11 protein-coding genes and 1 pseudogene are annotated in these 16,239 nt (G+C 40.5%); 8 read left to right on the top strand and 4 right to left on the bottom strand.

What is annotated here, in order from left to right:
- Positions 1–109 precede the first annotated feature (109 nt).
- From ycaO to folX, 7 genes and pseudogenes are all read left to right on the top strand, one after another.
- Positions 110–1,870 carry a 30S ribosomal protein S12 methylthiotransferase accessory factor YcaO gene (gene ycaO / locus P20439_RS16590; RefSeq protein ID WP_008468548.1) on the top strand — a complete coding sequence of 587 codons (1,761 nt, stop codon included), beginning with the start codon at positions 110–112 and terminating at the stop codon, positions 1,868–1,870.
- A 117-nt stretch (positions 1,871–1,987) separates the two neighbouring features.
- Positions 1,988–5,322 (top strand): annotated as a pseudogene (locus P20439_RS16585) (ATP-binding protein).
- 41 nt (positions 5,323–5,363) lie between these two features.
- The gene (locus P20439_RS16580) at positions 5,364–5,996 is read left to right on the top strand and encodes a YceH family protein (protein WP_008468543.1); all 633 of its coding nucleotides are present in this window, start codon (positions 5,364–5,366) and stop codon (positions 5,994–5,996) included.
- A 73-nt stretch (positions 5,997–6,069) separates the two neighbouring features.
- The gene (nadE, locus tag P20439_RS16575) at positions 6,070–6,906 is read left to right on the top strand and encodes an ammonia-dependent NAD(+) synthetase (protein ID WP_008468541.1); all 837 of its coding nucleotides are present in this window, start codon (positions 6,070–6,072) and stop codon (positions 6,904–6,906) included.
- A gap of 126 nt (positions 6,907–7,032) precedes the next feature.
- A complete protein-coding gene (gene folM, locus P20439_RS16570; RefSeq protein ID WP_008468539.1) occupies positions 7,033–7,752 on the top strand; it encodes a dihydromonapterin reductase in 720 nt (239 codons plus the stop codon).
- A gap of 25 nt (positions 7,753–7,777) precedes the next feature.
- Positions 7,778–8,332: a GTP cyclohydrolase I FolE gene (gene folE, locus P20439_RS16565; RefSeq protein ID WP_008108996.1), complete on the top strand. Its 555-nt coding sequence runs from the start codon at positions 7,778–7,780 to the stop codon at positions 8,330–8,332.
- Between the two features lie 3 nt (positions 8,333–8,335).
- The gene (gene folX / locus P20439_RS16560) at positions 8,336–8,692 is read left to right on the top strand and encodes a dihydroneopterin triphosphate 2'-epimerase (protein WP_008108994.1); all 357 of its coding nucleotides are present in this window, start codon (positions 8,336–8,338) and stop codon (positions 8,690–8,692) included.
- Here folX and P20439_RS16555 read toward each other — a convergent pair.
- From P20439_RS16555 to P20439_RS16540, 4 genes are all read right to left on the bottom strand, one after another.
- Entirely contained in the window at positions 8,669–9,109 is a 441-nt protein-coding gene (locus P20439_RS16555; protein WP_008468537.1) for a YqaA family protein, read from the bottom strand. The two genes, folX and P20439_RS16555, sit on opposite strands and share 24 nt — an antisense overlap.
- Positions 9,110–9,232: 123 nt before the next feature.
- Positions 9,233–9,598: a DUF4870 domain-containing protein gene (locus tag P20439_RS16550; protein WP_008108988.1), complete on the bottom strand. Its 366-nt coding sequence runs from the start codon at positions 9,596–9,598 to the stop codon at positions 9,233–9,235.
- Between the two features lie 161 nt (positions 9,599–9,759).
- Positions 9,760–11,931 (bottom strand): S9 family peptidase, encoded by a 2,172-nt coding sequence (locus tag P20439_RS16545; protein WP_008468535.1) that lies wholly within the window; start codon positions 11,929–11,931, stop codon positions 9,760–9,762.
- A 128-nt stretch (positions 11,932–12,059) separates the two neighbouring features.
- A complete protein-coding gene (locus P20439_RS16540) occupies positions 12,060–15,530 on the bottom strand; it encodes a S8 family serine peptidase (protein WP_008468533.1) in 3,471 nt (1,156 codons plus the stop codon).
- A 233-nt stretch (positions 15,531–15,763) separates the two neighbouring features.
- On the opposite strand from P20439_RS16540, the gene P20439_RS16535 reads away from it, so the two are divergent.
- Positions 15,764–16,234, top strand: a complete 471-nt coding sequence (locus P20439_RS16535; RefSeq protein ID WP_008468529.1) for a DUF2721 domain-containing protein — start codon at positions 15,764–15,766, stop codon at positions 16,232–16,234.
- Positions 16,235–16,239 lie beyond the last annotated feature (5 nt).

The following is a 16,239-nucleotide window of genomic DNA, read 5'->3' as shown; positions in this document are numbered from 1 at the left end:
ATAATCGTTCTATTAAAAACGCTACGAAAAGCGGGTAAAGGGTGAAATAAACATCAAAATCCACGATAATACACAGTTCATGTATTGTGCAGACCTAGTTGAGATCAAAATGACTGAAAAAACATTTATTAAAGGTAAAGACCGCGATTTAGAGTCGTCTATCTCTACCATGCAAAACAAGCTAAAAGCGCTAAATATTAATATTGAAGAAGCGCTATGGCTTAACCCTGTAGCAAACTGTTATTCAGTTCATATAAAAGATAGCGACTGTGGTGTGATGTTTACTAACGGTAAAGGTGCCACTGATAAAGCCTCTATCGCTTCTGCGTTAGGTGAATATTTTGAGCGCTTAAGCTGTAACTACTTTTTTGCTGATTTTTACTTAGGTGAAGAATTTGCCAATGGTGACTTTACCCATTATCCGAACGAAAAATGGTTTAAAGTAGCAGAAGATGAAGTACCACAAGGGATTATGGATGAGAGCTTATGGGATTACTTCGACCCAGAGCGTGAATTAACCGCTTCACACCTTTATGACTTTAATTCTGGCAATTTTGAACGTGGTATTTGTACTGTACCTTATACTCGCCAGCGCGACGGCCAAGAAATTTATATTCCGGTGAACGTGATTGGTAATATTTTTGTATCCAATGGTATGAGTGCTGGTAATACTAAATTTGAAGCCCGTGTACAGGGGTTATCTGAGGTATTTGAACGCGCTATTAAAAACCGTATTATTGCCGAAGGCATTAGCTTACCTATCGTGCCTGAAGAAATAGTAAAACAATACCCTAAAATTCATGAAGCCTGTGAAGAACTTCGTAGCCATGGTTTCCATTTACGTATTGCGGATGCCTCACTTGGCGGTAAATACCCTGTAATGAGTGTTACGCTAATCAACCCAGTAGATGGCTCTGTATTTGCTTCTTTTGGTGCTCACCCTTCATTTGAAGTAGCGCTAGAGCGTACCGTTACCGAATTACTGCAAGGTCGTCGCCTAGATCAACTAGACGTATTCCAACCTGCTACTTTTGACAACGACGAAGTGGCCACACCTGAAAACATTGAACTGCACTTTATTGATTCAAGCGGTTTAATTTCACATGACTTTTTCCGTTCTGAAGCTGACTTTGAATTTGTACATTGGGACTTTAGTGGCTCAACTGAGCAAGAATATAACTTCTGTACTGATTTAATTCACAGCATGGGCCATGATATCTACATCATGGATTACACCCATTTAAATGTGTATGCATGTCGTATTTTAGTGCCTGGCATCTCTGATATTTATCCGGTAGATGAGCTTATTTGGCGTAATAATAACGAAGGGGCTAAATTCCGTGAAACCTTCCTATCACTAGATCAGTATGACACTGAGCAACTGATGGAAATTTACGATAGCTTAGAAGAAGCTGGCCACAGCGATATTATTCGCGCAGCTGAATTTATTGGCTTAGCAACTGATGCTGACACGCCTTGGCATACCCTACGCATTGGTGAACTGAAAGCGCACCTGTGCTTAGCGGCAGGTAGCGAAGAAGCGATTGATTGGGTTGACTGGATTTTACATACCGGCCAAGTTAATGAAGATGCGATGCGTCATTTCCGTTGTTTAAAAGCAATCCTGGAAATTAAATATGATGACGAACGTGAGTATGCAAGCTACCAAGACGCTTTAGGGCTTATGTTTGGCGCTAACAATGTAACCCTAGCGATTGAGATTGCAGAAGGTCGCACACGCTTTAACGGCTTAACCTTCCCAGGTTTATCGCTTGAAGGCTTTAAAAAGCATGCCGCATTACTGGATGGCTACCGTAAGTTACATGTTGCGAAACAGCAGCATTGGGCACGAGAAGTCAGTGATTCATAATATCTGAGCTTGTTTAAAGTTAAAAAGAAAATGGCGCATATTTCACTGCGCCATTTTTGTTTCTGGTGTTAATTAGCTATAGTTAAGCTTTCTATATTAACAATTTAATTACACCCTATGTGGCAACAGCGTAAAAGTAAACGCACATCTGTTTATAATCTTAAACTTACCTTTTTATTTGCAATCAGTTTAATTGTAATAACAAGCTTAGTGCTTGATCGGCTGAACTATAATCGTGCAAAAGATGCTTACCGTTTACAAGTACTTTCTCAAGTAAGCACCTACAGAGCCCAGCTTGAAGCTACTTTAGTCTCGAATATTCAGTTAATACGTGGTTTGGCTGTAGCCGTTGCTGCCGAGCCTAATTTGAGCCAAACACGTTTTGGGCAAATTGCCGCTCCGCTGTTTAACACCTCTAACGAACTACGTAATATTGGTGCTGCACCTAACATGGTCATCACAATGACCTACCCGCTTAAAGGGAATGAAAAAGCTATTGGACTCAATTTTTTAGAAAATAAAGCGCAACGCGATGATGCTATTAAAGCACGCGACACTAATACTATTGTAATGGCTGGGCCGCTCACGTTAGTCCAAGGTAGTGAAGCTTTGATTGCACGAGTGCCGGTTTATTTACCTGAAGACCAATCTTTTTGGGGGCTGCTTTCTGTAGTGCTCGATATAGAGAAAGTCTATAACAACGCAGGGATTTTCGAATTACAAAAAAAATACACTGTTGCTATTCAAGGGCGTAACGGGTTAGGTAAACAAGGTGAGTTTTTCTTTGGCGACCCAACAATTACCAGCCAAAATCCGCTTGAGTTTAGCCTAAACTTCCAAGGCGGAGCTTGGCAGCTCTATGTAGTGCCAAAAACAGGTTGGCAGCCAGCATCGTCGTCTATCTGGCCATTACGTATCGTTATCATTGTTATTTTGAGTTTACTTATTTTTGCATTTTTATTGTTTTTAAAAATGCTCAATAGAGAACACGAAAACGAAAAAATGCTCGAGGTAATGAGTAACCTAGCGCAAGTGGGTGCATGGTCATTTAATTTAGAAAAAAACAGGTGTTTTGGTCAGACATGACCAAAAAGATATTTGAATACCCTTTAGATAAGCAACCTAAATGGTCATCCGATTTATATTATTTTAAAGAAGGTAAAAGCAGAGATAAGGCAGCTGAACTAATTACTAGGGCGGTTAAATATGGTGAAAGTTACGAAGCCGAACTAGAAGTTATTAATGCCAAAGGCGAAGTGATTTGGGCGCTAATACATGGAGAAGCAGAGCATAAAAATGGGCGTTGTATTAGAATATTCGGCTCATTACAAAATATTGATGCCCGTAAAAAGGTAGCAATAGAAGATCAAAAAATAGCTCGCTTTAACGAAACCTTAGCATCGCTAACTATTAGCGATCACATATTAAATGGCAAATTAAGCGAATCAAAAGAGCTTATAACTCGTGCGGTGTGCCGTGCACTTAAAGTGAATACTGTGAGTATTCGCGTGTTTGATAAGCATAAAACTCAGCTGAGTCCTATTGCAAGCTATAGCCAAAATAACAGTGATAACAATACCCCTTGGCGCCAGCAAGATATCCCTGATTTTTTTACCAGCTTAGAGAACAAAGCCGTTTTTAGCGCCCAGAACGCTCAGCAACAAGCTTCCCTCGCCCCTATAGCAAAAAGCTATCTAGAGCCATCATCCATTAAAGCAATGCTCTGTGTGATGATCCCCGCGGGCAGCGGCTCTATAGGTGTGGTGTGCGCAGAGCAAGCAACCGTTAGAGCATGGACGCAAAACGAAGAAGGTTTTTTAATTGCCATCGGGGCATTAATAGGAAGTCTTCACTCTAGTGAACAACGCATAGAGACTGAAGCAGAATTAGTCAAAGCAAAAGAAGCCGCAGAACAAGCTGTGATTGCTAAAAGTGAGTTTTTAGCTAGCATGAGTCATGAAATTCGTACCCCGATGAATGGGGTTTTAGGCATGCTTAACCTTATTCAAACGACCTCGCTTGATCAGCAGCAACGTCACCATATCAAACTGGCTCAATCGTCAGCGGAATCTCTATTAGGAATTATTAATGATATCTTAGACTTTTCTAAAATAGAAGCTGGTAAGTTAGACATAGAAAACATTCAATTTAATCTACCCAAACTACTCGGTGAAATTGTTGAGTCGTTTGCGCTCAAGGCCGAAAGTAATAACACCCAATTAATTTTAGATACTACGCATGTAAGCACCAGTGAGATTGTGTGCGATCCAAATAGGTTGCGACAAATTTTAAATAACTTGATTGCCAATGCCATAAAGTTCACCCAAAACGGACAAGTACTGGTAACCGCTACCATAGAAAAAACTATCGACAATACGACTTTAGAATGCGCGATAATTGATACCGGCATTGGTATTAGTTTAGATAAGCAAAAACAGTTGTTTGACTCTTTTACTCAAGCTGATGCATCAACAACGCGGCAATATGGCGGCACTGGTTTAGGTTTGGCAATAGTTAAGCAGCTGTGCGAACTCATGGGAGGCGAAGTAAGTGTAAATAGCTTACCCAATGAAGGCAGCACCTTTGCTTTTTCAGTCAAAATTACCTCAGTGATAGACCAAGCATTTGATTTAGATTGCCAACATATACAAGCAAAGCGGATCCTGATTGTTGATAATAGTGAAATGAATGCCACCATCACCGAGAAGCAATTAATGCTATGGGGCGCAGATGTCAGCGTAGTGTGCGACTATGAAGAGGTTGAAACTTATATCAGTAACCATCAACAAATGCCCCCAGATGTGGCAATTATTGACAGTAGCTTTTTGGAGCCTGTAGCACACCCTCAGGCTGAAAAGCTGAAACATTTTTTAGAGAAAAGCCACATTTTGATTATGGCTCCAATGAGTTCTTCAAAAAGCAGTTTATTTTATGGAGACAAGGAAACTGCCTTAATTTTTAAACCACTCACCGCTATTGGTTTATATGACACGCTGGTAAAAGGAACATTGGCAGAACAACCCAAAGAGGTAGAGCTCTCTGCGATGAATACCCCGAAAAAAGCGAAAGGCCATGTATTGTTAGTTGAGGATAACAAAGTAAATCAAGTGGTTGCCGGTGCATTATTAAAACAAGCCGAGCTCACTTTTGATATTGCAGAGGATGGCGAGGATGCACTAACTAAATTAAACCAAGCAACTGCAAACACTTATCAACTTATTCTAATGGATTGCCAAATGCCTATTATGGATGGTTACCAAGCAACCATGGCTATTAGAGAGGGCCTTGCGGGTCAAGAGAATCGAGCCATTCCCATTATTGCTCTTACGGCTAATGCAATGCACGGAGATAAAGAGAAGTGCTTAAACGCTGGTATGAATGACTATTTAAGTAAGCCTCTCGATGGCCCCGCTATGCATGCTAAATTGCAACAATGGCTTAGCGCTAAATAACAGTGTAAGCTTAAAATAGAATCGATGAAGTAAGGGATATTATGCAGTTATCAGTTGAACAACAAAGAGTTATTGGCTGTTTATTGGAAAAGCAAACAACAACGCCTGAACATTACCCGCTATCATTAAATGCTTTAACGAATGCCTGTAACCAAAAATCAAACCGCGCTCCTGTGCTCGACTTAAGTCAACAGCAAGTTCAGGCGACTATCGCCGAGCTAATCGACTTGCGCATAGTAACAGAAGATGAAGGCCTCAGTGGCCGCGTATCTAAGTACGACCATCGCTTTTGTAATACCCCATTTAGCCACTTACAATTTAACGCACAACAACGCGCTATTATTTGTTTATTATTATTGCGAGGTGCCCAAACACCTGGTGAATTAAAAACCCGTTGCGCTCGCTTAGCTGATTTTAACAATGTTGACGACGTTGAAGCAGCGCTTGCACAATTGATTGAAAATAGCCATGTTAAGAAGCTACCTCGTGAGTCTGGTAAACGTGATAGTCGTTATATCCATTTATTTGCAGCTCCTTCTTCAGAGAACGATGACCCTGTAGCAACACAAACCATGACAGACGAGCTAGAAAACCGAGAGCTCAATGACCTACTCGCTGAAATTGACGAACTAAAAGCTCAACTTAAACAAATAAAAGAGTATATAGGGCTTTAATTGTGTAATTTGAAATCACATAATAGCTATTCTTTTTTGAGCATTAAAACTTTTTAACTTTAAGGAGCGGGCCATGCGCGCCGAAATTATGGCTGAGATGAAAGTTCAGCCTAGTATTGATGTAAACGCTGAAATTAAACGCCGAATAGACTTTATTAAAGCACGTTTAAAAGCCGCATACTCAACCTCACTGGTACTGGGTATTAGTGGTGGCGTAGACTCATCAACCTGTGGCCGATTATGCCAACTTGCTATTAATGAACTTAATCAAGAGCACCAAGACACACAGTATCAATTTATTGCTGTGCGCTTACCGTATGGAGTGCAAGCAGATGAAAGCGAAGCACAAATGGCGGTTGATTTTATTAAGCCCAGCACCCGTATGACAGTTAATATTCAGCCTGCAACCGACGCACTGCATGAGCAAACGATGGCAACTTTAGCTGGCAATAATCAGCCATTGCCAACACAAGAAAAAATAGACTTTATTAAAGGCAATGTGAAAGCACGCCAACGCATGATTGCACAATATGAAATTGCTGGGTTTTGCCAAGGGCTCGTTGTAGGTACCGACCATAGCGCCGAAAACATTACTGGTTTTTATACTAAGTTTGGCGATGGCGCCTGCGATTTAGCCCCTTTGTTTGGTCTATCTAAACGTCAGGTTAGAGCATTGGCAGCAGCATTAGGTGCACCTGCTTTGTTAGTTGAAAAAGCACCTACTGCCGATTTAGAAAGTGATAGACCAGGTTTAACTGACGAGGAAGCACTAGGCTTAAGCTATGAAGAAATTGATGACTTTTTAGAAGGTAAACCAGTCTCTGAGCATGTGGAGCAAACACTGATTGCAATTTACCAACGCACGCAACATAAGCGCCAGCCTATTCCAACAATATATGATGCTTTTTAAATCAATATTATAAGTGTGATTTAACTGATCGAGCCGCTTATATTTTACGTAAAAATGGCGTGAAAATAAGTGGCTTAAATTTTAACGGTTAACCTTAACGCTTGCCAACAGAGAGTTTTATATTTTATGACCCCCCCTATTTTGATTACTGGTGCAGGACAACGTATAGGACTTGCGCTTGCACAGCATTTTATAGCCCAAGGGCAAGCGGTCATTATTACTTATCGTACCCGCCATAAAGCGGTAGATTTGCTAGAACAACAAGGGGCGATCTGTCTTTATGCTGACTTTAGTTCTGATGAGGGTATTAATACTTTTATTACATTACTTAAAGCACAGACTGACTCACTAAGCGCGATAATTCATAATGCATCAAGCTGGGACTGCGAAGCTAACAACCCTCAGTTTGAGCAGCTGTTTGACAATATGATGCGCATTCATGCAAAAACACCGTACTTGGTAAACTTACGCTGTGCAGATTTACTATTAAATTATCAGGCGTCTCATGCAAAGCCCGCTGACATTATTCATCTAACTGATTACGTAGTGGAAACTGGTAGCCCAAAACACTTAGCCTATGCGGCCAGTAAAGCCGCCTTGGATAACTTAACCAAATCATTTAGTGCTAAATATGCACCGAATATTAAAGTGAATTCAGTCGCACCATCATTAATTATTTTTAATCAACATGATGATGAGCAATACCGAGCAAAAACATTGAAAAAATCATTAATGGGCATAGAACCTGGATGCCAAGAAATTATCAATAGTATTGACCTACTACTGAACAGCCATTACATCACAGGCCGCGCTTTACCTGTTGATGGTGGTCGCCATCTTAAGTAAGTCATCTAATAAAACTGAGAAACTTATGCATAATGAATTAAAAGAAAGCTATCAAAAAATTATAACCGCGGTAGGTGAGGATGCAGAACGCGAAGGGTTGCTAGACACCCCAAAACGCGCAGCAAAAGCGATGGAGTACCTAACTCAAGGGTACCGCCAAACGCTTAACGAAATCACGAATAATGCCGTGTTTACCTCAGATGCTGACGACATGGTATTGATACAAGATATAGAGCTTTACTCTATGTGTGAGCATCACTTATTACCATTTATTGGTCGTTGCCACATTGCTTATATTCCTGATGGCAAAGTATTAGGTTTATCTAAGTTTGCACGTATTGTGGATATGTTCTCTCGCCGTTTTCAAATTCAAGAGCAACTTACCCATCAAATTGCCAAAGCGGTCGAGGAAGTAACTGGTGCCAAAGGTGTAGGCGTCATTGTTGAAGCAAAGCACATGTGTATGATGATGCGTGGCGTAGAAAAACAAAACTCAAGTATGCGTACCTCGGTTATGCTTGGTAACTTTAGAGCCGATCCGAAAACACGTAATGAGTTTTTACAGCTGATCAAAGGATAATGTATGGCAAACGCAATAATTAATGTAACTAACTTACGACTACGCACGTTTATTGGTTTTAACCCTGATGAACGAGAGAAAAAACAAGATGTAGTTATTAATTTAGAAATTCATTATCCGGCAGATCAAGCTTGTGAAACAGATGAAGTAGAGCAAGCACTTAACTACAAAGTAATAACTAAAGAAGTGATTAGCTTAGTTGAGCAAGGCCACTTTTTATTGCTAGAAAAGCTAGTTGCTGAAATTCTTGCTGTTTGCCACTCACATCCAAGTGTAAATTATGCCAAAGCCCGGGTGGATAAACCCCATGCGCTGCGCTTTGCAGACTCCGTGTCGCTAACTCTCGACTGGCACAAATAATCCAACGGCAAGGGCTATTACAGCTAAATAACGTAGCCCTTTGCCGAGTGTTACCAGCACTAAAAACATACTAAAGCGCACTTTAAACACGCCGCCAATAACGGTTAGTGGATCGCCAACAATAGGTAACCACGCGAACAGTAAGCTATATACCCCATATTTATTAAACTGCTTTTGGGCTTTTTCAAGTCCTTTTTCAGATACTGGAAACCATTTTTTATCTTTAAAACGCAATGCCTGTGTTCCCAACCAATAATTAACGCAACTGCCTAATACATTGCCTAAAGTTGCCGAAAGCCAAATTAATCCTAGGTGAGTATTGCCTTGTACTATCATGCCGCCCATTAACACTTCAGACGAGCTGGGTAATAAGGTAGCCGAAATAAAGGCAGTTAAAAATAAGGTGATATAAAGCATGTTACTCTTATGGCTAACAATAAAACGAGGGAATAACGCTGATAAGCTAATAACCTACAGCAAGCGTAATACGCCGCAGCTTTGCAATCTTACAAACAAAGCCTTGGCTAGATTGCATGGCTGTTATTTTATTAAATTTAAACTCAGCGGATAATTAAATTCTTTACCATCATTAGCTTTTACGCTAGCAATAATAACCATCACAAATGAGAAAATCGCTACCATTGGTAACAAAATCAAACCAATCACTGCAAAAATAAGTAAAAAACACACAAAATAAGCTATAGCCATAGTGATCTGAAAATTAAGTGCTTTTTTACCATGCACATCAACTATAGGCATTTCATCTTTTTTAATCAGCCAAATAATCAATGGGCCTAATACTGAGCCAAACGGGATGATAAACCCTGCCAGCGCACTTAAATGACATAACATAGCCCATGTTCTGTCATCTTTATTCACCACTTTAATCTCTTGATTTTGTTCCATAACACTCTCCCTTATCGTTTTTATTTTGCGCTAAAATGACATTCATACTCATTAGCCACCTTAATGTAAATGCTTATTTATCCAATGCAAAGCATTTGTGTATATTTAAAAATAAAAAAGACGCAGCCAATAGCTGCGCTTGTTTGTTTTGCCTGTATCAATTACTTATTAACACCCGCTAAATCAAGCATAAACGCATAGTTAAGTGCCGTGTCTTCCAAACGCTTAAAACGACCTGACGCCCCTCCATGCCCTGCTTCCATATCAATTTTAAACAGTAGCTTGTTATCATCGGTTTTGTAATCTCGCAGCTTAGCCACCCACTTGGCAGGCTCAAAATATTGTACCTGCGAATCATGTAAGCCTGTTGTTACTAGCATATTAGGGTAGTCTTGCTTGCTTACTTGATCATACGGTGAATACGACAACATATACTCATAGTATGCTTTTTCGTTAGGGTTACCCCACTCACCGTATTCGTTAGTTGTCAGAGGAATGCTCTCATCTAGCATAGTGGTTACTACATCAACGAAAGGGACTGCCGCTACTATGCCTTTATAGAGCTCAGGCGCTTGATTTGCTACAGCGCCCATTAATAAACCACCAGCACTGCCACCTTGAGCAAAAATTAGCTCTTTATCGCCATACCCTTGGGCTACCAATGATTTAGTAACATCTACGAAGTCATTAAAGGTATTCTTTTTAGTCAGTAATTTACCCGCGTCATACCAAGGACGCCCTAACATTTGCGAACCACGAATATGCGCAATGGCAAATACAAAACCACGGTCAAGCAAACTTAACCGCGTACTAGAAAAGGTAGGATCCATGGTCGCTCCATACGAGCCATAACCATATTGTAGCAACGAATTGGTGCCATCTTTTTTAAACATGTCTTTACGATAAACTAAGCTCACAGGAACTTTAATGCCATCTCGAGCCGTTACAAACAGTCGTTCTGATGCGTAGTTATCTGCACTAAAGTCACCCAACACTGTTTGCTGTTTTAATAATGCTTTTTCGCCAGTGGCCAAATTAACATCATAAGATGAACCCGGCGTCGTCATACTGGTGTAATAAACACGCAGCGTATCGCTGTTTAATTCGTTATTACCGTACGCATTAATTGTGTACGCACTGTCGTTAAAGCTTAGTGGTAACTCTTTGCCTGATATTAAATTACGCGCAATCAGTGTTGATTGTCCCATTTCACGTTGTTGGTATACTAAGTAGTCATCAAATAACTCAACGTCTTCGAGTTTAATATCCTCGCGGGCAGGGATCACACTCTGCCAATTTGCTTTATCACCGGCTTTATCAATATCAACTTTCATAAGCTGAAAGTTAACCGCATTTAAATTAGTCACAATGTAATAAGTATTGCCTAATTTTGAAATGCTGTATTCAAGGTTGGCTTCACGCTCAATTAAACGCTTTGGCTTAGCATTTACATCATCTGCACTAAGCACTGACAAACCCGATGCATCAGTACTGCTATGCCAAATATAAATTTCTGAGCCGTCTTTGCTCTTGCTCATACCAGTGTAATAGCTTGTGTCTGTTTCTTCGTAAACCAGCTCATCATCGCTTTGTGGTGTACCAAGCGTATGACGATAAACTTGATAACCAAGTAAGGTTTGCGCGTCTTTTTTGATGTAATACACCGTTTTATTGTCGTTCGCCCACACAACATAACCACTCGTACCTTCAAGCGTGTCATCTAATAATTTACCAGTGCTTAAATCTTTAATTTTTATGTTGTAAACACGGCGACTTACCGTATCTTCACCATACGCCATTAAGTTATCACTTGGGCTTACATTAAGACCACTAACTGCAAAATAGTCATGACCTTTAGCTAGTTCATTGACGTCTAAAATAACGTCCTGATCGGTGCCTGCAAAATCACTACTGCGCAAGTAAGTAGCATACTCATTATCGCCGCGAGTTTGCGACGAATAATAATAGTTACCTTTTTTAACTGGCACTGAATCATCATCTTTTTGAATTCGCCCTTTTAGCTCTTCAAATAAACTACTTTGCAGTGTTTTAGTATGCGCAAGCATTTCATCTGTGTAAGCATTTTCAGCCTCAAGGTAACTAATTACCTCAGGAGCTTTACGCTCATCATCACGCATCCAATAATAATTATCGATACGCGTGTCGCCATGGACTGTCATTTTATACGGTACTTTCTTCGCAATAGGCGGCATGACTGCGTTTTGAGCAGCTGCGTTTTCAATTTTTGCTGATTGCTCAACGTCAGGAGCTTTGTTACATCCCCCTAAAATAGCTAAGGAAATAAAAGTAAGAACAAATGGGGTATGTTTCATTGATTGGAATCTCTGTAGTTATTATTTTTATTAAATATACCTAATATTTAATAGCACGGAGATTTAGTTTGTGAAGCTATGTAAAAAGGGAGCCGAAGCTCCCTTTAAATAACATTTAAGTTAATACACTACTTTTGCTTACGACGACGCATAAATGCAAACGGCGCAACTAGTAATGTTAGCCAAGCTAATGAGCCTGACGAGCTTTTCTTCGCTGGCTCTGGAGTAACAACTACAGGTGGTACTACTTTCGCTGTAATACTTACCGCTACCATTACAGGTTCAGATACATTACCACGAACATCAATCGCAACAACTTCCATTTCTGCAGATGTATCACCCGCTAATAAAGTGGTATCTGCAACCACAATTTGACCTTCTGCATCAACAGCAAGACCAAGGTTTGTATTAGATTGAACATAGTACTCTGAAATAGCTAAGTCTAAGTCTGATTCTTCAATGGTAAGCGCACCTACTACAGTTCCATCAGCTGCATCTTCAGAAACACTAAACTCACCACCAACCAGCATTGGTGCTTCAACGTCTGGTAACTCTAGGTCTTCAGCTGCCATTACTTTAATAATGTTAGTACCTGAACCTTGCGATAATGCAAACGGGCCGCTTGCAGAAACAACCGCTTTCTCACCAGGTTTAAGTGAAGAAATTGCTTCACCTGTCTCATAAGAGGTCATTTCAACTGCTGGTTGTACGCCAAATACTGTTGAACCTGTTACGCTGTCTGTTTCACTGTAAACACCAGTTTGGTAACTAGGGTAGCCTACCGATACTTTGAAGTTCATTTGCTCACCAAGAAGCGAAGCATCAATATTCATTAACTCTGAACAGCCTGAGAAAGTAACTGTGTCTTCACCTGCAGCATGGAAAAGCGGCGTACCCCATTGCCATGCATCATTACCAGCGCCATCAGTCATACCAATTAATGTGCGGCTACGACCTGGGAATGCAGTTGAGCGACCACGGTCATTTAAGTTTTGCATGAACTGATCAGATACACCGTCATTGTTGGTATCTATTTCAATTCTATAACCCGCTTGGAAAGTATGAGTTAACGGATCGCGTAGTTGTATTGATGACGTAATATAAATTCCTGAATCACAGAAATCTGCATTGAATGCAGAGAATGTAGTAGACAGGATATTAAACTCAGCATCTTCAACTGATTTTTCTGTCCCCATTGCAACAATACTTTCAGCTTGTGGAGAAATTTCAGTTTGACCTGTATTTTCAATAACCAATGCCATTTCATTGTTAACAATTTCAGGTGAGTAGCTCAACTGAGTCGCAGCTTTTGGCATTGCATGATAAACAACATGTAAATCGTGATCGCCATCTGTAGATGCATCATCAAATACTAACGCACCATCAAACTCTACTGATGTTAATGCAGCGCTTCTTGCTGCAATATCCTCTGCACTGAATGGATTTTCCAATTCCCATGCAGGTAATTTACTTGGATCAACTGTCATTGTAATGTCAAAGTTAATCGCTTGACCTGCCGGTACTGTTATAGATTCAGGGAAATCCCAACTAACTGCGCCCGTATCAATATCATTTTGGTAACGTGCCTCTGTGCGAAGGTTATAAGTTTTTGCATCTGCAGAGAAGTTCTTAACCGTCACTGTTTTAGTAATTGAACCTGATTCAGCTAAACTTACTAAACCATAAGATAGTGCAGCTTGTTTAGTGTCAAACTCACTATTATGAACCCATGCAGCAACTGGCAAGTTAGCCGCCTTAGTCACATCAACTAAACCAGCGCCTATCATACTTATTGGCGCAAGCTCTGAATCAGGATTAATCGCTAGAGGCTCATTAGTTACGTTTAAGTTTGCTGCATTCATGATTGTTGCTTTAATCTCAAACGCATTACGCTCTGGATGCGCTTCACGGATCATTGCAACAGCGCCTGCTGTAATTGGGCCAGAGAAAGATGTGCCTGAAACAGGGTTTGTGCCTGTTTGCGTGCCTGCTGCTGCTACGTCAATGCTCGTACCTGGCGCTGTAATTTCTGGTTTTAATAACCCATCCATAGAAGGACCACGAGATGAGAATGTTGCAACCGCACCTGCCGTTGTTTTAATTTCAACGCTAATATCAAATGTTGCAGGGCCGCCAGCAGCTAATTGAGCTTTTAAAGCTGCACCTGCAGCAAAGTTAATGCCTACGTTTTTAATAGTTACGTCCGCATCAAAACCACCCATAGGTGCTGGGGTACCATCGTCGGTGTTGTTTGCAATCATTACAAACTCAGCACCGTTTGTTTGTGCATTCAATACTTTTTGTGTAAATGCACACGTACCACGGTCGATTAATACTGCTTTACCAGTAAAATCTACGTCCGCAGCGAACGCATCACAACCATTCTGATTCGCATCAGGGTAAACCAAATCAATATCTGCACCTGAAATTGTATATGCTTCTTGTGGGCCAAAACTTGATGGCTGAATATTACCTTCAACGCCAGCAACAGTACCTGTTGCAACACCGATTTCAGTTGTTGGGTGAGTCATTGCACCTACAGATAGTGCATTAGGTGTTGTACTTGGACCACCTACACGGAATGGATTGTCACCGTCATTGCCGGCAGAAATAACCATGTTTACACCTAAATCAACGGCTCGTTGAATTAGGAATTGCGTACCGCCACCCGTGTAAGTATCACCAAACTCACCACCTAATGACATATTCATTACATCAACACGGTCTGAAATATCACCATCTCCATTTGGATCCATTGCAGCTTCTAAAGCGGCTGCTTGTGCAGCGCCCGGACAACCGCCACCACACACTGAATAAGCGTAAAGCTCAACGTCAGGGGCGATACCATTTACAGAGTTTGCAGATGATGTACCGTGGTTGGTTGGATCACCTGTAGAAGGTGAATTAGCGGCATCATTTTCAATAGGATCAGCATCATCGCGAATAAAATCATAACCACCTTGCACAATACCTTGTGGCCATGCAACTGATGTTGGATCAGCTTGAGCCGCTTCATAAGCCTCAACCGTGCCAGCACCACCAAACGCTGCGTGCGTGTAGTCAATACCTGTATCAAGTACTGCAACACGTTGACCTTTACCACTTGCAATTCCATCAGTTATAAGTGGTTTTGCATTGATATATTCTGAGCTTGCTGCAACATGTAGCTCGCGATCGAACATTGGTAAAACTTTAGCAACACGATCATCTTTTGCAATTTTTGCTAACGCTTCAGGCGTTGCTTGAACTATTAACGTTGGCGCTAAAATTTTAGTTTTGCCAATTACCTTAGCATTAAAATCTAGGCTGCTAAGCTCAACCGCCATTATGTCCTGAAGCTGCTCAACCTGAGCGGTTACTTCACGGTTAGATGATACTTGGTAAGTCCCATCTGCCACTGCATCAACTGAAGTTTTTGCTTTTAAAACAATCATATGAGCTGAAGGCGCTTTTTTATCAGCAGCTATTTCTTTTACTTGCTCTACTTGCTTGTTAGTCATTGTAGCATTTGGCAAAGTCGCAGCACTGGCAAGTGTTGCCACAAATGCACTTGATACAGCAGTCGCGATTGCTGTTCTTTTAATTATATTATTAGACATCGTTTCCCCTAGGATAGGTTATGTATTATTGTATTTACTAGTTTCAATTCCATTGATTGATAACTACGAATATAAAACGTTAACCTTTGCAGGAGCAACAGCATTGCTACATTTAAGTTACAAAAAAGCACACACCAACAAAAATAACAACATAAAACATTGATTTTAATGCAATAAAAAACAAAAACTAATTGTGAATGATTGTAAATGATACAGTTTTAATTGAGAGTAAAATGAACAACGATGTAATTAATATTTTAACTATGGCTAAGGTCATTCAAACAGCCGTTGCACCCGTTTTTTTAATTACCGGTATTGCGGCAACACTCGGGGTATTATCAAATCGCTTAGCACGTATTACAGACAGAGCAAGGCAGTTAGAGCGAAAGTTAAAGGTCAGTGTTGATGAAGTATTTAACCTGTCTTTAACTACTGAGCTGAGAGCACTCCTAAAGCGTTCACGGTGTATCCATATTGCATTTAGTTTAAGTGTCTTAAGTGCATTATTAGTATGTGCCGTAGTTATGTTGTTATTTTTATCGCACATACAATCGGTTAATTTAGGTGTCACTATCGGTAGTTGTTTTGTTGGTGCCATGGCATTACTAATATGTGCATTTATGTCATTGCTTGGCGAGGTATTCTTGGCGACACGTAGCATGCGTCGAGGAATGATATTTGCTGATATTGATATAAATGATTAAAACCA

The sequence above is a fragment of the Pseudoalteromonas sp. BSi20439 genome (genome assembly GCF_000241165.1).
In the GTDB taxonomy this organism is placed as follows: domain Bacteria; phylum Pseudomonadota; class Gammaproteobacteria; order Enterobacterales; family Alteromonadaceae; genus Pseudoalteromonas.
The sequence above is the reverse complement of the archived record's forward strand: the minus strand, read 5'-3'. Positions and strand labels throughout refer to the sequence as shown.

What these genes read in the sequence shown, in the direction of transcription:
- ycaO (WP_008468548.1), top strand. Translation starts at nt 110, where the DNA reads ATGACTGAAAAAACATTTATTAAAGGTAAAGACCGCGATTTAGAGTCG.
- P20439_RS16580 (WP_008468543.1), top strand. Translation starts at nt 5,364, where the DNA reads ATGCAGTTATCAGTTGAACAACAAAGAGTTATTGGCTGTTTATTGGAA.
- nadE (WP_008468541.1), top strand. Translation starts at nt 6,070, where the DNA reads ATGCGCGCCGAAATTATGGCTGAGATGAAAGTTCAGCCTAGTATTGAT.
- folM (WP_008468539.1), top strand. Translation starts at nt 7,033, where the DNA reads ATGACCCCCCCTATTTTGATTACTGGTGCAGGACAACGTATAGGACTT.
- folE (WP_008108996.1), top strand. Translation starts at nt 7,778, where the DNA reads ATGCATAATGAATTAAAAGAAAGCTATCAAAAAATTATAACCGCGGTA.
- folX (WP_008108994.1), top strand. Translation starts at nt 8,336, where the DNA reads ATGGCAAACGCAATAATTAATGTAACTAACTTACGACTACGCACGTTT.
- P20439_RS16555 (WP_008468537.1), bottom strand. Translation starts at nt 9,109, where the DNA reads ATGCTTTATATCACCTTATTTTTAACTGCCTTTATTTCGGCTACCTTA.
- P20439_RS16550 (WP_008108988.1), bottom strand. Translation starts at nt 9,598, where the DNA reads ATGGAACAAAATCAAGAGATTAAAGTGGTGAATAAAGATGACAGAACA.
- P20439_RS16545 (WP_008468535.1), bottom strand. Translation starts at nt 11,931, where the DNA reads ATGAAACATACCCCATTTGTTCTTACTTTTATTTCCTTAGCTATTTTA.
- P20439_RS16540 (WP_008468533.1), bottom strand. Translation starts at nt 15,530, where the DNA reads ATGTCTAATAATATAATTAAAAGAACAGCAATCGCGACTGCTGTATCA.
- P20439_RS16535 (WP_008468529.1), top strand. Translation starts at nt 15,764, where the DNA reads ATGAACAACGATGTAATTAATATTTTAACTATGGCTAAGGTCATTCAA.